This is a genomic window from Olleya sp. KKT75 (assembly GCF_055635485.1).
Genome location: NZ_CM145759.1, coordinates 1,233,549 through 1,254,529, shown reverse-complemented (window position 1 = coordinate 1,254,529; position 20,981 = coordinate 1,233,549). Strand labels below are relative to the sequence as shown.

The following is a 20,981-nucleotide window of genomic DNA, read 5'->3' as shown; positions in this document are numbered from 1 at the left end:
AATGATTTTAAAAACTCCAGAACTAATAGATGGCGATGTTTTTTCAGATGCAAGAGGGACGTTACAATTTGTCAACGACTTTAATTTGTCCTCAATAAAAAGAGTGTATTTTATCATACATCCAAAGACGGAAACTATTAGGGCTTGGCAAGGACATAAAATAGAGAGCAGATGGTTTTATTGTGTAAAAGGAAGTTTTAGTATAAAATTAGTGAAAATTGATGATTGGGATAACCCATCAGACAATTGTAAAATATTCGAATTTAATTTAGAAGAAAACACACCTCAAGTACTTTCCATACCTAATGGTTACGCTAATGGGTTTTCGGCACTTGAAAAAAACTCTAAATTAATGATTATGTCGGACTATGCTTTAAACGAAGTACAAGATGACAATTATAGATTTGAAAGCACAAAATGGGTAAATTGGAAAAAATGATAAAAGTTGGGATAACAGGTCAAGCAGGCTTTATGGGAAGCCATTTGTTTAATTATTTTGGAACAAAAGAAAAGATCGAGCTTATAAATTTTGAACGTTCTTTTTTTGAAAGTAAAGAAAAGATTGAAAATTTTGTAAGTCAATGTGATGTAATATGCCACATTGCTGCAATGAATAGGCATGATGATGAACAAGTTATTTATAACACAAACATTAAGTTAGTAGAACAGCTGATAACCGCGTGTGAATCATTAAATGCAACGCCGAAAATTATTTTTTCATCATCCACACAAGAAGAAAGAGATAATCTTTATGGTAAATCGAAACGTGATGGAAGAATGGCTTTTGAAAATTGGGCAGAAAAAGCTGGAGCTAAAATAAGCACTTTAGTTATTCCAAATGTTTTTGGGCCTTTTGGAAGACCATATTATAATTCTTTTATAGCAACTTTTTGCCACCAAATTGTTAGAGGAGAAATACCAACAGTACATAATGATGGAGAAGTAAATCTAATTTATATTAATGAGTTAGCAGAAGCCTTTTATCAGGAGATTATAACAAACAATAAGCAGGTAAATACGAAGGTTGTTCCACATACTTCAACCAAAAAAGTTTCGGAAATTTTAAAATTATTAAATAACTACAAATCAACTTATATGGATAATGGTGTTGTAGCAGATTTAAGAAACCCTTTTGAACTAGCCCTTTTTAATACATTTACTAGTTTTATTCCTAAAAGCTATTTCCCAAGAAAATTTGTGAAGCATACAGATAATAGAGGTGCATTTGTTGAAATTATGAGAGCAAATACATCTGGACAATCATCATACTCTACAACAGTTCCAGGTATTACAAGAGGTAATCATTATCATACTAGAAAGGTGGAACGATTTGCAGTTATAAGTGGTAAAGCACGTATTCAATTACGTAAAATTAATACGGATCAGGTGTTTAGCTATACGTTAGAAGGTGGAGAGCCGGCCTATGTTGACATGCCTATCTGGTACACACACAATATAACCAATATAGGCGATACAGAGTTAATTACACTGTTTTGGATTAATGAGCCCTATAATCAAGAAGACCCAGACACTTATTTTGTTGAGGTTTAAAATAACTAGACCATAAAAAAAAACTATTTTTGCCATAATTAAAATTTTGATTAATGAAAAAATTAAAGGTATTAACCGTAGTTGGTACACGACCAGAGATTATAAGATTATCATGCACACTTATTGCATTAGATAATAACGATGCTATAGACCATGTTTTAGTACATACAGGTCAGAATTACGACTATGAATTAAACGAAATATTTTTTGAAGATTTAGGGCTTAGAAAACCTGACTTTTTCCTTAATGCAGCAGGTAAAAATGCAACCGAAACAGTTGGAAATATTTTAATTGCAATAGACCCTATTTTAGAAGAGCAAAACCCTGATGCATTTTTAGTTTTAGGAGATACTAACTCTTGTTTGTGCGCAATTCCTGCCAAAAAGAGACAAATTCCTGTCTTTCATATGGAGGCAGGTAATAGATGTTTTGATCAACGTGTACCCGAGGAGACTAATAGGAAGATAGTAGACCACGTTTCGGATATAAATCTAACCTATAGCTCAATAGCTAGAGAATACTTGTTAAGAGAGGGGCTATCTCCAGATAGAGTTATAAAAACAGGTAGTCCAATGTATGAAGTGCTTAACAAGTTTAAGCCAAAAATTGAGGCTTCAAGCGTCCTTGAAAGGTTAGGGTTAGAAAAGCAAAAGTTCTTTGTGGTATCTTCCCATAGAGAAGAAAACATCAGTAATCCTAAAAATTTTAATGGATTAATAGAGTCTTTAAATCAAATTGCAGAAAAATATGATTATCCCATTATTGTTTCTACACATCCACGAACACGAAATATGCTAACTGCTAAAAACGTTAAGACTCATAAAAATATTCAATTTTTAAAACCATTAGGGTTTAGTGATTATAACGCACTACAAATGCATTCTTTTGCTGTGCTATCAGATAGTGGAACAATATCTGAAGAGTCGTCGATTCTTAATTTTCCGGCATTAAATATCAGAGAAGCGCATGAACGCCCAGAAGCAATGGAAGAAGCATCAGTAATGATGGTTGGCTTAAACCCAGAACGTATCTTACAAGGTTTATGTGCTTTAAAGCAACAAGAAAGAAACCCAAATCGAAATTTCAGAGAAGTTTATGACTATTCTATGCCAAACGTTTCAGAAAAAATAGTGAGAATAATATTATCATATACAGACTATATAAACCGTGTGGTTTGGAGTAAATAGTAATACTAAAATTTAAATTTTTAATATATGAATGTACTTTTTTTAACAATGGCTAAAATAAATAGTATTGATGAGAGAGGTATTTATACAGACTTGTTAAGAGAGTTTATAAACAATAAATATGATATCTATATTGTTAGTCCTGTAGAAAGGAAACATAAAAAAAAGACCTCATTAATTAAAAAAGATAAAGTTCAGATATTAAATGTGAAAACATTTAATATCCAGAAAACCAATATTATAGAAAAAGGGATTGGTACTCTAGCAATAGAGTATCAATATTTAAAAGCGATAAAAAAACATTTTTCAGATGTAAAGTTTGATCTTATTTTATATTCTACACCTCCAATAACGTTTTCAAAGGTTATTAGTTATATAAAAAAAAGAGATAATGCTTATGCTTATCTGCTTCTAAAAGATATTTTCCCTCAAAATGCAGTAGATTTAAAATTGATAAAAAAGGATGGGTTTTTACATAAAATGTTTCTTAAAAAAGAACAAAGACTGTATCAACTCTCAAACACTATTGGTTGCATGTCTGAAGCTAATAAACAATACGTTTTAAAGCATAACCCTACAATTAAGGCCTCTAAAGTTGAGGTAAATCCTAATAGTATTTTTCCAATAGAAGTAGAAGAAAAAACAGAAGAATTTAAAAAATCTATTAGAAAAAAACATAGTATACCAGAGAATAAAAAAGTTTTCATCTATGGTGGTAACCTCGGTCAGCCTCAGGGAATAGATTTTTTATTAAAAACAATGGAAGTAGTTAAAAATAAAAATGTTTTTTTCTTAATTGTTGGCTCTGGGACAGAGTACTCGAAAGTTTTAAATTGGTTTCAATCAAATACACCTCAAAACGCAAAATTGTTACCTTATTTAGATAAAAAAGATTATGATGATCTTGTTAGTGTTTGTGATATTGGATTAATTTTTTTGCATAAAAACTTTACTATACCAAATTTTCCCTCTAGACTGCTCTCTTATTTAGAGATGAAATTGCCGGTGTTAGCAGCTACAGATGTCAATACGGATATTGGTAAAGTAATAGAAAATAATAATTGTGGTTATTGGGTTGAGTCAGGAGATGTTAAAGCCATGTTGATAGCAGTTGATAAAATAATTAATAATGAACAACAGTTTAATAATATGAAAGAAAATGGATGGCAATTATTAAAAAAAGAGTATCATGTGTCCAAATCTTTTAAATTAATAAATAAAAAATTAGAAGATGTATAAACTCTTTTTTAAAAGAATTTTTGATTTAATATTTTCCATTGTAGGATTGGTTGTGCTTTTTCCGTTTTTTATAATAGTACTAATATTATTGGCTATAAATAATGAAGGTAAACCCTTTTTTTTTCAAAGAAGACCTGGTCAAAATGAGAGTATTTTTAAGCTAATAAAGTTTAAAACGATGACAGATAAAAAAGACCAATCAGGTGTTTTGCTGCCAGACAATCTTAGATTAACACAAATAGGTAAGTTTGTTAGAAAAACATCTCTAGACGAAATGCCACAGTTAATTAATGTCATAAAGGGGGACATGAGTCTAATCGGACCAAGACCTTTGTTGCCAGAGTATTTGCCTATGTATACTAAAGAACAGAAGAGAAGGCACGATGTAAAACCTGGGATTACAGGTTTATCTCAAGTTAAAGGTAGAAATTTAATGAAATTTAGCGAGCGTTTTATAAACGATGTTTATTACGTAGATAACTTAAGTTTTAAGTTAGATTGTAAAATATTATTTATGACCGTTAATAGTGTCTTGTTCAAAAAAAACACTGTTGTTAATGGCCAAACAGTGGATGAAGTAGATGATTTAGGGATTAGTAAAAACTTAAGTTCAAACCATTTTAAAAGTGATAAAACATGAATATTAAAGGAAAAAAAGTAACTCTTAGGGCAATAGAACGAGAAGATTTAGAATTTTTGCAAGAATGGTCTAATAGTCCTGAAATTAATTATATGCTTGGAGGATGGCATTTTCCTTCTAGTAAACAGGATCAAGAAAAATGGTTTAATTCATTATCATTAAACAGTCCTAATCAAAGATTTGCAATAGATACAGAAGATTTGGGTTTAATAGGTATGGCTAATATAGTAGACATTAATTGGAAAGATAGAAATGCTTTTCATGGTATGCTATTAGGTGATAAAAGCATGAGGGGTAAAGGCTATGGAGTAGATACAATAATGGCAGTTAGTAGGTATGCATTTGAAGAATTGGGTTTAATGAGAATGAATAGCACAGTGATTTCATATAATGAGCCCTCAATAGGTGTTTATACAAAAAAGTGTGGATGGCAGATTGAAGGCATTAAAAGAAATCACTATTTTAGAAAGAACCAATGGTGGGATCAGGTGGTTACAGGAATTACAAAAGAAGACTATTTTAATTTAATTAAAGAAAACAAATATTGGGAGGGTCAATAATAAATAAAGAATTTGGTTCAGATTTTCACCTTTGTACAGAAGTAAAATGGCAAACATGTAATCAAAATTTTTTCTCAGATAATACTAATTTATTTTTATCTGGTAGATCAGCTCTTTACGCATTACTAAAACAAGGTATAAAAAAAAGAAACTGGAAGATAGTGTACTTTCCTAGCTACTATTGTCAAGAGGTTGTAGCGTTTGTACAAGAGCTGCCTATAGAAGTGAAAACTTATGACTTCAACCCCTTTTTAGACGCATCAGATAAAGGATTTATTATTGAAGATAATTTCACGTCTGTAATTATTAATGTAGATTTTTTTGGACTTAAAAAACATAGTTTTTCAACTATAAAAAAAGCAATTATCGTTGATGATTTAACACATAATTTACAAGCAATTAGTAGTTGTAAAGCGGACTTTATATTTGGGTCATTAAGAAAAGAGTTACCAATACCATCTGGAGGTTTTTTATCTAGCTCGACAGATTTTAAATTACCCAAAGGTGCTTTTAGTGCTTTAGCAAATAGTATAGCTATCAAAAAATTGACAGCAATGTATTTGAAAAAAAGATACCTTGAAGGTTTATCTGAAGATAAGGTTACTTATCGAGAAATTTTTATTGAAAGTGAAGAAAACCTAGAAGGCAAGTTAAAGGGAGCAAAAATTCCTAAAACCTCTAAAATACTTTTAAAAGATTTGAATATTGCTAAAATACTTGAAACAAAAAAAGAAAATATTAAAGCAGCGTTGGATAATCTTTTAATTGAGAAAGATTTAATTTTAAATAGCAAAAAAGATACATTTGGAGCAGGATTAGTATTGCAATTAAAGTCAAAAAAAGATAGAGATTATCTAAGATCATATCTAATAACAAATAAAATATTTCCTGCTATATTATGGCCTGGTCAAATTACCAAAAGAGATTTGGAAATTGAGGATAAAGTGCTTTTTTTACATTTAGATTACAGATATAATTTAGAAGATATTAAGTATATAACAAATAAATTAAATTTTTTTTTCAGGAATGAATAGTATTAGAATAATTAAACTAAGCGAAAGCCAAGAATGGTCTAATATAGTTACTAATAGCGTTAATTATGATTTCTATCATACTCTTGCCTATAATTTATTAGAAACAGAGGGAGTACCTGTATTATTAGTGCAATCTTTAAATGATGCTTTTATTGCTTTACCAATTATTATTAGAGATATTCCTGAATCGAATTTTAAGGACTGTACATCAGTTTATGGTTATGCAGGGCCAATATCTAATATACGATTTGATCAGGTGACTGACGATCTTATAAACCTGTTTCATAGTAATGTATTAGGGTTTTTTAAAGATTCTAAAATTGTTTCTTGTTTTTCTAGGCTTTACCCTATTTTCGATAATTATAAAATGTTAGAGGGATTTGGAAAAACAATTAATTTAAATAAAACTATTGCTATAGATTTAAATTTACCTATTGATTTACAAAGGCAGAAATATAGAAAGTCTAATAAATATGAGATTAATAAACTTAAAAAAAATAATTTCATAGTAACAGAAGCTAAAACTGATGCCGAAATTGATGAGTTTATTAAAATTTATAATGATACTATGAAAAGGGTAAATGCATCAGATAATTATTTCTTTTCAAGAGAGTATTTTTATTCGTTTTTACAAAACAACTCTTTTGATGCTAAACTACTTTTAGCTAAAAAGGATAATATTATAACAGCAGGGGCGATTTTTACAGTTACAAACAAAGTAATGCAGTATCATTTAGCAGGTACAAAAGCCGAGTTTTCTAGAGATACACCAATGAAATTGATATTAGATGAAGCAAGACTATTAGGTAATAAACTAGATCTTGATTATCTTCATTTAGGTGGTGGTGTTGGCGGAAGTGATGAAGATTCGCTTTATAAATTTAAATCCGGCTTCTCTGATTTAAATTTTAATTATAAAGTTTGGCAATATATTTCAAATCAAGATGAATACAACAACTTAGTTCAACAAAAAAATAAAGAAACTGACAGTGGTTTTTTTCCATTGTATCGAGCATAAAATAATGAAAGCTTTATTTGATAAATTATTATCTTTGATATTATTGGTATTGTTGTTTTTACCATTGTTTTTTTTAATAATTATTGCAAAAATATATAATGGAGGTACAGGCATATTTAAACAAGAAAGATTAGGTTTAAAAGGCAAGATTTTTACCATATATAAATTACAAACATTTTGTTTAAAGACAAATACTATTAATAAAGTTGGATTTTTTCTAAGAAAATATAAATTAGATGAAACACCTCAGTTAATAAACATTTTAAAGGGAGATATGAGTTTTGTTGGACCAAGACCAGAATTACCAGAATATTTAGATAAATTAAAAGGAGAGTTTAATAAAATTTTAGAATTAAAGCCAGGCTTAACCAGTCCCGCAACTTTAAAATATATAAATGAAGAGCAGGTATTATTGAAAAACGATAATCCAAAATTTTATAATGATTCTGTTATATATCCAGATAAATTAAGACTAAATTTAAATTACTATTATAAACAGTCTTTTTTGGGTGATATTAAGATTATAATAAAAACGGTTATTAAAATAATTTTTAGAAAATGAACACAAAAATATGGCTATCCTCACCACATATGGGAGGAACTGAGCAAAATTATATAAAAGAAGCTTTTGATGCTAATTGGATAGCACCTTTGGGGCCAAATGTAAATGGGTTTGAAAAGGATTTAGAAAGGTATTTAGAGCAAGATAAAAATGTAGCTTGTCTATCATCTGGTACAGCAGCCATCCATCTAGCATTAGTACAATTAGGGGTTGCTATAAACGACGAAGTAATTTGCCAAACCTTTACTTTTTGCGGATCGTCTAATCCAATAGCTTATCAAGGCGCTACACCCGTTTTTGTAGATAGCGAGCCTGAGACATGGAATATGTGTCCAAAACATCTGGAATTAGCGATCAAAGATAGAATAGCTAATGGTAAAAAGCCAAAAGCTATTATTATTGTTCATTTATACGGAATGCCCTCAAAAATTAACGAATTATTGCAAGTAGCTTCAAAATATAAAATCCCAGTTGTTGAAGATGCTGCAGAAGCCTTAGGATCAACCTATAAAGGAAGAAAGTGTGGTACTTTTGGGGATTTTTCAATACTTTCATTTAATGGTAATAAAATAATTACAACTTCTGGAGGTGGGGCAATGGTATGCAATACTATTGAAGATAAAAACCAAACTGTTTTTTATGCTACTCAAGCAAGGGATAGCGCGCCACATTATGAGCATTCTAAGATTGGTTATAATTATAGAATGAGTAATATTAGTGCAGGAATAGGTCGGGGCCAAATGGAAGTATTGGACAGGCATATTAGATTAAGAAGAGACATGAACGCGTTTTATGTTAATTTATTTAAGGATGTCAAGGGGGTTGAAGTCCAGAAACAACCTAATAAAGAGTTTTATTCAAATTTTTGGTTAAGCTGTATTTTAATTCATGAAGAGGCACCATTTACCAAAGCACAGTTTCAAGACGCACTGAATGCAGATAATATAGAGACTAGACCTTTATGGAAACCAATGCATATGCAACCTGTATTTACAAACCCTTTATATTTTGGAGATAAATTGAGTGAAACACTTTTTGAAAAAGGATTGTGTTTACCAAGTGGGTCTAACTTACAAAAAGCTGATTTGGATCGTATAGTTAATGCGGTTAAAAGTCTTTTGTAGTTTACCTCTTGCATTAAGTAGCTTGGTGGTTTAAGTTTAATTTTTGTTATAATGTCATTATAATTTAAGATATTTACAGTCTATTATATCAATTCAAAATGTTTAAACAACTAAAACAAGCTTTATTTCAGGTTTTACAATCTAGTCAAAAAAGAATAGATTTTAAAAATGTAAATTATCTGCCAAGGTGGGCAATACTCTGTTTTGACACGTCTATATTGATGATATCTTTGTTTTTTACAAAGATAATTGTTAGCAAAATTCAGAAAGCTTCATTTTTTAACTTAGGTTTTTCTAAAGAAGAACTTATTATAGTTTTAATTAATGTGTTGTTTTTTATTTTATTCAGGACTTATGCGGGGTTAATAAGGCATTCTACTTTTATTGATGCTGCAAAATTCTTTTTAGCGTCGTTAGCAACATTACTGGCTGCATTGGGAGTCTATTATGGTTATTTGTTTTTATATGGACAAGATTTATTCTCGATACCACAGCTCTTTATCTATTCAATAGTATCTTTTTGTGGATTGTTTTTATTTAGAATTTTAGTGAAACAAGTCTTTGAAGTTTACCAACAATATTCTGAAGAAGAAGCTCGATTAAATGTTTTAGTTTATGGTACAGGGGAAAATGCAATTGCAATAGCAAGTGCTTTAAAATCAGAGAAGCCTTCTAGATATAAGGTGTTAGGTTTTATAGATAAAGACGGTAAAAATAAAAGTAAAGAAATATTAGGATTACCAATCACTCACTTAAATCGCAAAACCGCAGTATTATTAAGAATAAATAATGCACAAGCCTTAATAATAGCAGATAGCACACTTACCAAAGAGGAAAATATTAAAATCGTAGATAGTTGTTTAGAATATAATTATAAGGTGTTTAGAGCGCCTTTACTGTCGGATATTGAGAAAAACACAACGCTTTCAAATCAAATTCAGAAAATACAAATTGAAGATATTTTAGAAAGAGATCCAATTAAGTTAGATAATAAATTGGTCGCTAAAGAAATTTTTAACAAGTGTATTTTAGTTACTGGTGGAGCTGGCTCTATAGGGAGTGAGATTGCTAGGCAAGTTGCAAGTTATAAACCAAGTAAGTTATTGATTTTAGATCAAGCTGAATCTCCTCTATATAACATTCAGTTAGAAATAAAGCATGATTTTCCTGGTCTAGAATTTGAAGCTATTATTGCAGATGTAAGAAAAGTGGATGTGCTTGAGGATGTTTTTAGTAAATATAAACCACAGGTAGTGTATCATGCAGCAGCTTATAAGCACGTTCCTTTAATGGAAAGACACCCATCTGAAGCTATATTTGCTAACGTATTAGGTACTAAAAATGTAGCTGATTTATCCTGTCGTTTTAATGCTGAAAAATTTGTCATGGTATCTACGGATAAAGCTGTAAACCCTAGTAATGTTATGGGAGCTTCTAAACGGATTGCCGAAATCTATATCCAAGCGTTACAAAACAAGGTGGCTTCTGAAAAAAAATGTCAAACACATTTTGTAACGACTCGTTTTGGAAACGTATTGGGAAGTAATGGTTCTGTAGTGCCCTTATTTAAACGTCAAATAGAAGAAGGTGGTCCATTAACAATTACGCATCCTGATATTATTAGATATTTCATGACTATTCCCGAAGCCTGCCAATTAGTTTTAGAAGCAGGTGCAATGGGTAATGGTGGAGAGATCTTTATTTTTGATATGGGAGAGGCGGTTAAGATTATTGATCTAGCTAAAAAAATTATCAGATTAGCAGGATTTACACCGTACAAAGAAATAGACATAAAAGTAGTCGGTTTAAGGCCTGGAGAAAAACTTTACGAAGAACTATTGAGCGATAAATCGACAACACTTCCAACTTATAATGAAAAAATCATGATTGCTAAGGTGGAAAATTGCTCTCATATGCAGATCGAGAAAGATGTTTTAGAATTAATCGCAATTGCAAATGAGGACAATAAAAACGCGATAGTCATAAAAATGAAAGAAATAGTACCTGAATTTTTAAGTATGAATTCAGATTTCGAAGTTTTTGATAAAAAAATAGTATAATACATAATGAAAATAGCAGTAATTGGTACAGGTTACGTAGGTTTAGTGACAGGAACATGTTTGGCCGAAACAGGTAACGAAGTACTTTGTATAGATATAGATCAAGATAAAGTAAAACAAATGCAAGCTGGAGAGGTGCCAATTTACGAGCCTCATTTGGATGTATTGTTTGAAAGAAACATTAAAGCCAATAGACTTAAATTTTCAACTAATTTAGAAGAAGGTTTAGAGCACGGTGATATTATATTTTTAGCATTACCCACGCCTGAAGACGAAGATGGATCTGCTGATTTAAAATATATTCTAGGTGTAGCAGATGACATCGGAAAGTTAATTAAAGATTACAAAGTCATTGTAGATAAAAGTACTGTTCCAGTAGGTACTTCAGATAAAGTAAAAGCAGCGATAGCCAAACACGCAAAAGTAGATTTTGATGTCGTATCTAACCCAGAATTTTTAAGAGAAGGATTTGCTGTAGACGACTTTCTAAAGCCAGAACGCATCGTTGTGGGGTCAAGTAGTGATCGTGCCACAGCGCTTATGCAAAAGCTTTACAAGCCCTATGTGAGGTCAGGTAATCCAATAATTATTATGGATGAAAAGTCGGCAGAGCTAACCAAGTATGCGTCTAACTCGTTTTTAGCAGCTAAAATCACGTTTATGAACGAGATTGCTAACTTTTGCGAAAAAGTAGGTGCAGATGTAGACAAGGTTAGAATTGGTATGGGTACAGACTCTAGAATTGGTAAACGTTTCTTGTTTCCAGGAATTGGTTACGGAGGATCCTGTTTTCCAAAAGATGTAAAAGCACTTCATAAATCTGGATTAGATAACAATTATAACTTTAAAATATTAGATGCAGTAATTAACGTTAATGCACGACAAAAATTGGTGTTAATTCCTAAAATAGAATCTCATTTTAATAATGATTTAAAAGGAAAAAACATAGCTGTTTGGGGATTAGCCTTTAAACCAGAAACAGATGACATTCGAGAAGCGCCATCATTATACATGATTGATGCCCTTTTAGAAGCGGGTTGTAATATTACCGCATTTGATCCTGAGGCTATGCCAAATGTTAAACGTAAATTAGGAGATAAAATTAACTTTGCAGATAGTATGTACGATGCGTTAAAAAACGCTGATGCTTTAATTATTTCAACAGAGTGGAGTATCTTTAGAACACCAGATTTTAGTAAAATGAAAACGGTAATGTCAAGCCCAACCATTTTTGATGGTCGTAATTTGTACGATGTTAAAGACGTCATAAACGAAGGGTTTAAATATGTGTCAATAGGAAGATAAATGAGTCAAAAAAGAGTTTTAATTACAGGAGCAGCAGGTTTTTTAGGGTCACATTTATGCGATCGGTTTCTTGCCGAAGGGTATTTTGTTATCGGAATGGATAATTTTATAACAGGGGATTCAAAAAACTTAGCGCATTTGTCTTCAAATTCAAGCTTTCTTTTTATTCAGCATGATGTTACAAATTTTATAAATATAGAAGGGGATTTAGATTATATCCTTCATTTTGCATCTCCTGCAAGTCCAATAGATTATTTAAAAATTCCTATCCAAACACTTAAAGTGGGTAGTTTAGGGACGCATAATTTATTAGGTTTAGCTAAAGCAAAAGAAGCAAGGTTACTAATAGCATCAACTTCTGAAGTTTACGGAGATCCATTAGTACATCCTCAAACAGAAGATTATTATGGAAATGTAAACACTATCGGACCAAGAGGTGTTTATGATGAGGCTAAACGTTTTCAAGAGTCTATAACCATGGCTTACCATAGGTTTCATGGATTAGAGACTCGTATTGTCAGAATCTTTAACACTTATGGACCAAGAATGCGACTTAATGATGGTCGTGTAATACCAGCATTTATGGGGCAAGCACTTCGTGGAGAAGATTTGACTGTTTTTGGAGATGGTATTCAAACACGTTCATTTTGTTATGTTACAGATCAGGTAGAAGGTATTTATAGATTGTTATTAAGTGATTATGCAAACCCTGTTAATATTGGTAACCCGCACGAAATTACAATTAAAGATTTTGCAGAAGAGATTATTAGCCTAACAGGAACAACTCAAAAGGTGATATATAAAGATTTACCTGTAGACGATCCAATGCAACGTCAACCAGACATTACTTTGGCTAAAAACCTATTAGGTTGGGAGCCGAAAGTAGGTAGAGTAGAAGGGATGAAAAAAACGTATGATTACTTTAAAAATTTAACTGAAGCAGAACTACATAAAAGCGAGCATAAAGATTTTTCAAACTATAACAAGTAATAGCTTATGGAGTATAAACGCGGAAGGTACTCTTGGTTGCTAAGACCTTTTCTTATCATTTTTGATCTTGTAGTCATTAATGGTTTAGCGTTTTACTTTTTCAATTTTAATCAATCAAAACTTGATTATTTTACGATAGATTTATTTAATAATAAACATGTATTATACTTTATATATGTCACTATTCTTTGGTTGGCATCTTCGTCCTTTCTAAAATTTTACGAAGTTTATAGGTACACATCACCCATTAATATTTTTTCAGTTATAATTAAACAGTGCTTAGCATTTACAATAATAGTATATGCTTTTATGGGTGTGTTTAGAAGTATTGATGTACAATCGTATACAACATTAGAGTATTTGTTGTCCTGTTTTGTGGGGATTAGTACCGTTAAATTAGTAAGTTTTTATGGCTTAAAGTCGTTCCGTACATTTTTAAGTGGTAATGTAAGACGTGTTGTTATTATTGGAAAAGGTGAAGGTGCGCAAGAATTGACTCAGTTGTTTACAAAACGTAAAGCTTTAGGGTATAGTATTAAGGGGATATTTGCTAATTCTGATAATCACGAGTTTACTGGTAATATAGAAGAGAGTTTTAAGTATTTAAATGAAGACAAAGGAATTGACGAAATTTATTGTGCAATTGACGAGCTGACAGAAAAACAAGTTAATGACTACGTTAAGTATGCAGAGATTAATCACTGTAATATTAAATTTATACCTACAACCAATAAGCTACTTACCAAAAGATTAAAAACAGACTATTACAATTACTTGCCTATTTTGTCAATGCCTGAAGTGGCTTTAAATAATGACTTTAATAAATTTGTAAAGCGCCTTTTTGATGTCATTTTTGCTTTAATAATTCTTGTTTTAGTCTTGTCTTGGTTAACACCTATTTTGTTTGTTTTAATTAAGTTAGAATCTAAAGGACCATTATTTTATAAGCACAAACGTAATGGTATAAACTATAAAGAGTTTTATTGTTATAAGTTTAGATCTTTAAAAATTAATAAAGAAGTAGAAGGGACTTATATTACTAAAAATGATAGTAGAGTTACCGAAATCGGGAAGTTTTTACGTCATACTAGTTTAGACGAATTTCCTCAATTTTATAACGTTTTAAAAGGAGATATGAGTGTGGTTGGTCCTAGACCTCATATGTTATCTTACACGGACGACTACTCTAAAAAAATTGATAAGTATAATTTTATCTTTAGACATAACGTAAAACCAGGTGTTACTGGATTAGCTCAAATAAGAGGGTTTAGAGGCGAAATTAAAAATGACGAAGACATTATTAATCGTATTAAATTTGATAATTATTATATCGAAAACTGGTCGCTAGTATTAGACATTAAAATCATTTTTAAAACTATGATTAATGTTTTTAGAGGTCAGAAAGAAGCTTATTAATAAATGACACCATTAGTTTCCATAATAACACCAATATATAACTCAGAAGACTTTCTAGAGGAAACAGTAGCTAGTATATTAAATCAATCCTATTCTAATTGGGAGTTGTTATTAATAGACGATTGCTCTACAGATAATACTCTAGCATTAGCTAATAAGTACAGTAATAAGTATTCTAATATTATAGTCTTAAAAAACCAAACCAATGCTGGTGCGGCAGTCTCCAGAAACAAAGGGATTACTGCTGCTAGTGGAGATTTTATTGCTTTTTTGGATGCTGACGATTTGTGGAAGCCTAATAAATTGGAAGTTCAAATTAAGTTTATGTTAGCTAATAATTGCGCAGTGTCTTACACTAGTTATGAGCAAATTGATCAGTATAGCAAACCGCTTCATAAATTAGTCAAAGTATTACCAAAGCTTAGCTATAACAAATATTTAAAAACCAATTACATTGGTAACCTAACAGGTGTTTATAATGCTAAAATATTAGGCAAAATAATGGCGCCTAACCTACGTAAACGTCAAGATTGGTTATTATGGTTGTCTGCCATTAAAAAGTCCGGTAAACCTGCTCTGGGTATTCAGGAGTCTTTGGCTTACTATCGTGTTAGACCCGACTCTATGTCTTCAAATAAAATAGAGTTGTTGCAGCATAATTATTGGGTATATAAAAAAGGATTAGGTTTTTCTACTTTTAAATCTTTATACCGAATGCTCATTTTTATAAGAGAACAGTTTTTTGTTAAATCAAAATTGATTGTATCTACAAAGTAAATTAAAAAGTACTTCATAAATCACAAAAACACATCACGTTTTACAACCGTAACATCATCAAAAACAGCAAGGTGCGGTTTTTACCACAGCAAGAATTGAGCGAAACAGCATATTTTCGATAAAAGGCATAAAAAAATCGATTAATTTATTAGCTATCTGTAAGAAAAAACATAGTTTAGCTTTGTCAATTAGAAACTCGTTTGATTTAGTCATTAAAAAACCAATTTTTGACGCATTTTAATTTAACTAGCGCTAGTATTTTAATTTTTGGTTGACACACTGTGTTTATTTGATGCGTCGTGTCAATTTAAATACGGATTAGACATGCCTTTATAGTACTTATGTAATAGCTATGTTGTTATTTCTAATCTAAACAAACACTAGAAACATGTATAAAGTTATTGCTATATGTCTTTTGTTTTCTGTAAATACCTTCTGTCAAACTAGCGGATATGTGGAGTATGATGTCAGTAAAAATTTCTTAGGGGAGTTTCATACTGTTAAAACGTTACGTTTTAATGCGACACAATCTATATTTACAGCGCTTAAAAAGGTTGAAGGTGATTCAGAAATGACTACTGATGAGGAAACAGGTGGTTTGACAGTCATTTTGAGATCAAAGACTGATCGCTTTGTTTTAAATGATTTGGAAAAAGACTCATTATTTAATCAAGAAATATTCTTTAAACAAACACCTATTACAAAAGAAAAAACAACTGTTGTTCCATGGAAGCTTCAAGACAGTACCAAAATAATTGGAGAATTTAAGTGTCAGTTGGCTATTGGAAAATTTAGAGGAAGGACTTATCATGCTTGGTTTACGCAAGATATTCCAGTCAGATTTGGCCCATGGAAATTACAAGGCTTACCAGGATTGATTTTAGAGGCTAATGATGAGCAGAATATAGTTAGTTATCGAGCAAAAAAAGTTAGTATGTCTCCAGTGATAATAGATTCAATTAATACAGATGAAGCCATGGAACTTCAAAGTTTTATTAAAGCCAAACCACAGTATTTGAAAGACATCGAAAAAAAAATGAGGTCTAAATTGCCAAGAAACAGTACGGTTGAGATGAATCTGCCAAATAGAAATACCCAACAAGAAATTAGTTACGAATGGGAAGGTTCAATAACAAATGATTAAATTTTTTAAAATGAAACTTATTTATTACTTAATACTTTTTAACTGTTTATGGATACAAATTTATGCGCAAAATGACAGCACGTACATTTATGCTGAATATAATATGCGATTAAATTTTGAAGAAACAAAAACATTCAAATCTACTTTATATTTTAATAATGAAAGTTCTGCTTTTATTTATTATGAAACCGAAGAGGGTTTTGAAAATATAGAAGATGGAGAGAACATGAAAATAAGATTAGTTATAAAGGATACTATTAAACATAAAATATATACACTAAAAAGAAAAAAAATATTATTCGAGAAACAAAAAAACTTACTTACCAAAAAAGACTTTTATTACACACACGAAATGATCCCGTCATTAAATTGGGAACTTACAGATAAAACAAAAAAAATTGGTGAATTTTTATGTAATAATGCAATAGCCGAATTTAGAGGAAGAGTATATCAAGCATGGTTTACAACTAAAATCCCTACTTCTTTTGGACCATGGAAATTAAATGGTTTACCAGGATTAATTGTAAAAGTAACTGACTCAAATAATGAAATTGAATTCCTATTAAGGAAAATTCAATATAACAAAAAGTATAAATTTAAAGAATCTATAAATAATTCTATATGCCTAAATGAATACTTAGAGAAAGAAAAAAAATTAGAAATGAACTTAAAAAAAAGACTAGAATCTATTGCATCTAGAGGTGCAAAAATAAATGTAGAAATTAAACTTAATAAAATAGAACTGAACTTTAATGATATTGACAAATCAAATAAATGCTATGAATAAAAACAATTAATTTATTTGGTTAATTTATAATTAAACAGCAGCAGTATGCTATTTGTTATGTCTGCAGCTGTTTAAAATGAAATATAATAGTTGTGAAAATCAACATTTTAATAATATTTTTATGTTTTGTTAGTCTAACTAGGGCTCAAAACAACGAGGGAGCTACTAAAATAGATACCCTGAACAACCAATACCAAATAGAATACACGGTTAATTTCAATAATTATATTCCTCTCTCTAAAAAAGGAATTTTAATACCGTACCTAAAAGAAAATAAATCTAATTATTACGAAATGCCTTTTGATGAAGATAAAGCAACAAAAGACGATCGGGATGATTCGGAAATAAACGAAACTATTGTTGTTGGTAAAAAAAATGTCATAAAACGAAACTATATAAACCTTAATACAAATAAGCTATCCTCTACAGAGACTATAACGTTTGACAATAGTTTGTATTTAGTAACGGAAGCACTCCCAAAATTGGAATGGGATCTAAGCCATGCCGACACCCTTAAAATAGGCACATATATATGTAATAAAGCAACAACAAGTTTTAGAGGTCGTAATTATATAGCATGGTATACCAATGATATTGCCATTACTTTCGGACCATGGAAATTTCATGGATTACCAGGTTTAATTTTAGATATGTATGACGAAACACATAAGTTTGAATGGATTGTAACTCAAATAAGTAAAAAAGTAATTAATGAAAAAACGCTTAATCAAGATAAGCATGATGTAAACATAGATTTAAAAGCGTTTGTAGCATTAAGAGCAGAGGTGTTTAATAAAAAGATGAATAACTTTAAAAATAATCTAAAATCAAGACAAGACAGAGGGGCAAATGTTTCAGTAGACACCTTTAATAAAAGGCAAGGACGTGAGTTATTGTTTGAATGGGAAGACAAAAAATGATAGTAATATTGAAAAAACTAATTTTTATAACATTACTGTTAGTGTTCCAAACCATTGGCTTTGGGCAGACAACGTTGTCTGGTGCTGTATCAGATAGTAATGGTAGTTTGTATTCTGTTAGTGTTACAATAAAAGACACACTATCCAATCGTATAATTAGTTACACGTACTCAGACAATAATGGAAACTATAAGTTGGTAGCCCAAAACCAAGGTCAATTTAATATGGTTTTTAATGCCTTAGGATATAAAACTAAAATTGTACCGTTAGTTTTAAAAGAGGGTCAACACAATAAGACCATAAACGTCGTGTTGGAAGAACAACCATTTACGCTGGACGAGGTTGTTATTAAGTCGGAACGTGCAATAGTTATTAAAAAAGACACCATAACATTTAAAACTAAATTTTTTACTAAAGGCAACGAGCAAACAGTTGAAGATTTATTAAAAATAATACCCGGTTTAACTGTAGATATTGAGGGCACTATAAAAGTTGGTAATAAAGAGATTGAAAAACTAATGATTGATGGTGATGATCTTTTTGAAAAAGGGTATAAAATATTATCCAAAAACATGCCTGCTTATCCCATAGAAGCGGTCGAGGTGTTGCAAAACTACTCCAACAACCATTTACTTAAAGGCATTGAAGAAAGCGATAAGGTGGCTTTAAACTTAAAATTAAACGATAAGTCAAAACGCATTTGGTTTGGTAATCTAGAAGCTAATGTTGGTAACGATAGTTTTTATCAATACAAGGCCAATTTAATGAATTTTGGAAAGAAAAATAAATACTATTTTTTAGCTAATGCCAATAGTATTGGATATAATGCTACTGGAGACATTCAGCAATTAATAAAACCATTTAGGTTTAATCAGCCAGCAAGTATCGGAGATAACCAGTCGGTTGGTAATTTAATAGGGTTATCGGATTCGGATTCTAATTTTAAAAAAGAACGCACCAATTTTAATAATGCCGAGTTAGTCTCTTTAAATGCCATATTTAACCCATCGGATAAATTAAAGATAAAAACGTTAGGATTTTTTAATTGGGATGAAACCTCTTTTTTTAGAAATCAAGTGGATAATATTACCACCAATACAAACAGTTTTACTAACACGGAAGATTATAAGTTGGATAATAAAAGACAATTAGCTTTTGGGAAGTTGGATTTTATTTACAAGCCTTCTAAGACTAAAATGTTAGAGTCCACTACAAAGTACAATAATGGAAATTATAATAATGATGCTAATTTAGTATTTAATGGTGTGTCTACACTTCAAAATTTAGAACAAAACAATACTTTTTTTGATCAAAAAATAAATTATACTAATAAGTTTAAAGACAAAAAGGTACTGTTGCTTACTGGTCGATTTATAACCGAAAAAAAGCCACAAAATTATACTATAAATCAGTTTTTATATCAAGATTTATTTCCGGAGTATAATACTGCAAATAATGTCTTTCAGGTTAGTAATAACCAAATGCAGTTTGTTGGTGTAAATGCACATGTTTTAGACCGTAAATCAAATGGACATTTATTAGAGTTGCAACTTGGTAACCAGTTTAGAGAGGATAAATTAAACACTAGTTTTACACTATTGGAAGATAATGTGTCGTTACATCAGCCAATAGAGTATCAAAATCAGACTAAATATCAGGTTAACGATTTATATTTTAAAAGCAAATACAGGATAAAACTAGATAATATTTCATTTAGTGGTAACCTTGAAGCGCATCAGTTGTTTAATACATTGCGCAGTAACAATACGTCTACCCAACAAACCCCTTTTTATATTAATCCAAGTCTAGGTGCAGAGTGGACTATAAATAGTAATAATAAAATACTAACCACTTATACTTACAATACGACTAATGCCAATGTATTAGACGTGTACAGTGATTATGTGTTAACAGGATTTAGATCGTTTAGTAAAGGCACAAATACGTTTAACCAGTTAAAAGCCTCTAGTATGATGCTTAATTATCAATTAGGTAATTGGGCAAATCGGTTTTTTGCAAACACCTTGGTGCTTTATACTAAAAACCATAATTTTTTGTCAACCAACACGCTAATTAATCAAAACTATACGCAGTCCCAGAAAACACTTATTAAAGACAGTCAGTTTTTAACTATTAACACCAAGTTTGATTACTACTTTAAGTTTATGTCGTCTAATGTTAAGTTAGATTTAGGGTATACTAAAAACGAGTTTAAAAACGTAGTAAACAATTCTAATTTAAGAACAGTGGTGTCTAGTAATTATAATTATGGATTAGAATTACGGTCTGCTTTTAAAGGGGTTTTTAATTACCATTTAGGTACTGCTTGGACAACCAATAAAATTGAAACCTTTGCTAATAGTAAGTTTACTAACAATCAATCTTTTTTAGATCTTAACTTTATCTTTAGTAAAAAGTTTGATGCAAAAGTAAAAACCGAACGTTATCATTTTGGGAGTTTAGATACAGATAATACCTATTATTTTTTAGATTTTGAAACGCAATACAAATTGATTGATAAAAAACTAACATTAGGTATTACCGGTAAAAACTTATTTGATACCAAACGGTATACTAGTTTTTCTATAAGCGATTTAGGATCTTCAACAACAGAAGTGAGGTTACTACCACGTATGCTGCTTTTAAGGGCAGAATACCGATTTTAAC

General features: G+C 30.5%; 19 protein-coding genes. All 19 read left to right on the top strand.

The window, feature by feature from the left end; translation table 11 throughout:
• The first annotated feature begins 1 nt into the window (after position 1).
• Positions 2 to 439, top strand: coding sequence for a WxcM-like domain-containing protein (locus ACZ2G2_RS05590; protein ID WP_470394429.1), 438 nt, complete (start codon positions 2 to 4; stop codon positions 437 to 439).
• Positions 436 to 1,551 carry a polysaccharide biosynthesis C-terminal domain-containing protein gene (locus tag ACZ2G2_RS05585; protein ID WP_470394900.1) on the top strand — a complete coding sequence of 372 codons (1,116 nt, stop codon included), beginning with the start codon at positions 436 to 438 and terminating at the stop codon, positions 1,549 to 1,551. The genes ACZ2G2_RS05590 and ACZ2G2_RS05585 overlap by 4 nt, the downstream gene beginning before the upstream one ends.
• Positions 1,552 to 1,604: 53 nt before the next feature.
• Positions 1,605 to 2,738: a non-hydrolyzing UDP-N-acetylglucosamine 2-epimerase gene (wecB, locus tag ACZ2G2_RS05580; protein WP_470394427.1), complete on the top strand. Its 1,134-nt coding sequence runs from the start codon at positions 1,605 to 1,607 to the stop codon at positions 2,736 to 2,738.
• A gap of 27 nt (positions 2,739 to 2,765) precedes the next feature.
• Positions 2,766 to 3,977, top strand: a complete 1,212-nt coding sequence (locus tag ACZ2G2_RS05575; RefSeq protein ID WP_470394425.1) for a glycosyltransferase family 4 protein — start codon at positions 2,766 to 2,768, stop codon at positions 3,975 to 3,977.
• Positions 3,970 to 4,617, top strand: coding sequence for a sugar transferase (locus ACZ2G2_RS05570; RefSeq protein WP_470394424.1), 648 nt, complete (start codon positions 3,970 to 3,972; stop codon positions 4,615 to 4,617). Before ACZ2G2_RS05575 ends, ACZ2G2_RS05570 begins: the two co-directional genes overlap by 8 nt.
• The gene (locus ACZ2G2_RS05565) at positions 4,614 to 5,177 is read left to right on the top strand and encodes a GNAT family N-acetyltransferase (protein WP_470394423.1); all 564 of its coding nucleotides are present in this window, start codon (positions 4,614 to 4,616) and stop codon (positions 5,175 to 5,177) included. Before ACZ2G2_RS05570 ends, ACZ2G2_RS05565 begins: the two co-directional genes overlap by 4 nt.
• Positions 5,162 to 6,211 carry a hypothetical protein gene (locus tag ACZ2G2_RS05560; RefSeq protein ID WP_470394421.1) on the top strand — a complete coding sequence of 350 codons (1,050 nt, stop codon included), beginning with the start codon at positions 5,162 to 5,164 and terminating at the stop codon, positions 6,209 to 6,211. The genes ACZ2G2_RS05565 and ACZ2G2_RS05560 overlap by 16 nt, the downstream gene beginning before the upstream one ends.
• The gene (locus tag ACZ2G2_RS05555) at positions 6,204 to 7,229 is read left to right on the top strand and encodes a GNAT family N-acetyltransferase (protein WP_470394419.1); all 1,026 of its coding nucleotides are present in this window, start codon (positions 6,204 to 6,206) and stop codon (positions 7,227 to 7,229) included. Before ACZ2G2_RS05560 ends, ACZ2G2_RS05555 begins: the two co-directional genes overlap by 8 nt.
• Positions 7,230 to 7,233: 4 nt before the next feature.
• The gene (locus ACZ2G2_RS05550; RefSeq protein ID WP_470394418.1) at positions 7,234 to 7,791 is read left to right on the top strand and encodes a sugar transferase; all 558 of its coding nucleotides are present in this window, start codon (positions 7,234 to 7,236) and stop codon (positions 7,789 to 7,791) included.
• Positions 7,788 to 8,915 carry a DegT/DnrJ/EryC1/StrS family aminotransferase gene (locus ACZ2G2_RS05545; RefSeq protein ID WP_470394416.1) on the top strand — a complete coding sequence of 376 codons (1,128 nt, stop codon included), beginning with the start codon at positions 7,788 to 7,790 and terminating at the stop codon, positions 8,913 to 8,915. The genes ACZ2G2_RS05550 and ACZ2G2_RS05545 overlap by 4 nt, the downstream gene beginning before the upstream one ends.
• 98 nt (positions 8,916 to 9,013) lie before the next feature.
• Positions 9,014 to 10,975 (top strand): polysaccharide biosynthesis protein, encoded by a 1,962-nt coding sequence (locus ACZ2G2_RS05540; protein ID WP_470394415.1) that lies wholly within the window; start codon positions 9,014 to 9,016, stop codon positions 10,973 to 10,975.
• 6 nt (positions 10,976 to 10,981) lie between these two features.
• On the top strand, positions 10,982 to 12,280 hold the full coding sequence (locus ACZ2G2_RS05535) for a UDP-glucose dehydrogenase family protein (RefSeq protein WP_470394413.1): 1,299 nt from the start codon (positions 10,982 to 10,984) through the stop codon (positions 12,278 to 12,280).
• The gene (locus ACZ2G2_RS05530; protein WP_470394411.1) at positions 12,281 to 13,270 is read left to right on the top strand and encodes a UDP-glucuronic acid decarboxylase family protein; all 990 of its coding nucleotides are present in this window, start codon (positions 12,281 to 12,283) and stop codon (positions 13,268 to 13,270) included.
• A gap of 6 nt (positions 13,271 to 13,276) precedes the next feature.
• Complete coding sequence (locus tag ACZ2G2_RS05525) at positions 13,277 to 14,686, top strand: exopolysaccharide biosynthesis polyprenyl glycosylphosphotransferase (protein ID WP_470394410.1); 1,410 nt, start codon at positions 13,277 to 13,279, stop codon at positions 14,684 to 14,686.
• Positions 14,687 to 14,689: 3 nt separating this feature from the next.
• Complete coding sequence (locus ACZ2G2_RS05520) at positions 14,690 to 15,463, top strand: glycosyltransferase family 2 protein (RefSeq protein WP_090837201.1); 774 nt, start codon at positions 14,690 to 14,692, stop codon at positions 15,461 to 15,463.
• Positions 15,464 to 15,851: 388 nt separating this feature from the next.
• Positions 15,852 to 16,607, top strand: coding sequence for a GLPGLI family protein (locus ACZ2G2_RS05515; RefSeq protein WP_470394408.1), 756 nt, complete (start codon positions 15,852 to 15,854; stop codon positions 16,605 to 16,607).
• A 10-nt stretch (positions 16,608 to 16,617) separates the two neighbouring features.
• Positions 16,618 to 17,394 (top strand): GLPGLI family protein, encoded by a 777-nt coding sequence (locus ACZ2G2_RS05510; RefSeq protein ID WP_470394406.1) that lies wholly within the window; start codon positions 16,618 to 16,620, stop codon positions 17,392 to 17,394.
• Positions 17,395 to 17,486: 92 nt separating this feature from the next.
• The gene (locus ACZ2G2_RS05505) at positions 17,487 to 18,314 is read left to right on the top strand and encodes a GLPGLI family protein (protein ID WP_470394404.1); all 828 of its coding nucleotides are present in this window, start codon (positions 17,487 to 17,489) and stop codon (positions 18,312 to 18,314) included.
• A complete protein-coding gene (locus tag ACZ2G2_RS05500; protein ID WP_470394403.1) occupies positions 18,296 to 20,980 on the top strand; it encodes a carboxypeptidase-like regulatory domain-containing protein in 2,685 nt (894 codons plus the stop codon). Before ACZ2G2_RS05505 ends, ACZ2G2_RS05500 begins: the two co-directional genes overlap by 19 nt.
• The last annotated feature ends 1 nt before the right edge of the window (position 20,981 follow it).

Excerpts from the sequence above, each read along its gene's own strand:
- ACZ2G2_RS05550 (WP_470394418.1), top strand. The coding sequence starts at position 7,234 with ATGAAAGCTTTATTTGATAAATTATTATCTTTGATATTATTGGTATTG.
- ACZ2G2_RS05535 (WP_470394413.1), top strand. The coding sequence starts at position 10,982 with ATGAAAATAGCAGTAATTGGTACAGGTTACGTAGGTTTAGTGACAGGA.
- ACZ2G2_RS05585 (WP_470394900.1), top strand. The coding sequence starts at position 436 with ATGATAAAAGTTGGGATAACAGGTCAAGCAGGCTTTATGGGAAGCCAT.
- ACZ2G2_RS05530 (WP_470394411.1), top strand. The coding sequence starts at position 12,281 with ATGAGTCAAAAAAGAGTTTTAATTACAGGAGCAGCAGGTTTTTTAGGG.
- wecB (WP_470394427.1), top strand. The coding sequence starts at position 1,605 with ATGAAAAAATTAAAGGTATTAACCGTAGTTGGTACACGACCAGAGATT.
- ACZ2G2_RS05510 (WP_470394406.1), top strand. The coding sequence starts at position 16,618 with ATGAAACTTATTTATTACTTAATACTTTTTAACTGTTTATGGATACAA.
- ACZ2G2_RS05500 (WP_470394403.1), top strand. The coding sequence starts at position 18,296 with ATGGGAAGACAAAAAATGATAGTAATATTGAAAAAACTAATTTTTATA.
- ACZ2G2_RS05525 (WP_470394410.1), top strand. The coding sequence starts at position 13,277 with ATGGAGTATAAACGCGGAAGGTACTCTTGGTTGCTAAGACCTTTTCTT.
- ACZ2G2_RS05575 (WP_470394425.1), top strand. The coding sequence starts at position 2,766 with ATGAATGTACTTTTTTTAACAATGGCTAAAATAAATAGTATTGATGAG.
- ACZ2G2_RS05515 (WP_470394408.1), top strand. The coding sequence starts at position 15,852 with ATGTATAAAGTTATTGCTATATGTCTTTTGTTTTCTGTAAATACCTTC.
- ACZ2G2_RS05540 (WP_470394415.1), top strand. The coding sequence starts at position 9,014 with ATGTTTAAACAACTAAAACAAGCTTTATTTCAGGTTTTACAATCTAGT.
- ACZ2G2_RS05565 (WP_470394423.1), top strand. The coding sequence starts at position 4,614 with ATGAATATTAAAGGAAAAAAAGTAACTCTTAGGGCAATAGAACGAGAA.
- ACZ2G2_RS05545 (WP_470394416.1), top strand. The coding sequence starts at position 7,788 with ATGAACACAAAAATATGGCTATCCTCACCACATATGGGAGGAACTGAG.
- ACZ2G2_RS05520 (WP_090837201.1), top strand. The coding sequence starts at position 14,690 with ATGACACCATTAGTTTCCATAATAACACCAATATATAACTCAGAAGAC.
- ACZ2G2_RS05570 (WP_470394424.1), top strand. The coding sequence starts at position 3,970 with ATGTATAAACTCTTTTTTAAAAGAATTTTTGATTTAATATTTTCCATT.
- ACZ2G2_RS05590 (WP_470394429.1), top strand. The coding sequence starts at position 2 with ATGATTTTAAAAACTCCAGAACTAATAGATGGCGATGTTTTTTCAGAT.
- ACZ2G2_RS05555 (WP_470394419.1), top strand. The coding sequence starts at position 6,204 with ATGAATAGTATTAGAATAATTAAACTAAGCGAAAGCCAAGAATGGTCT.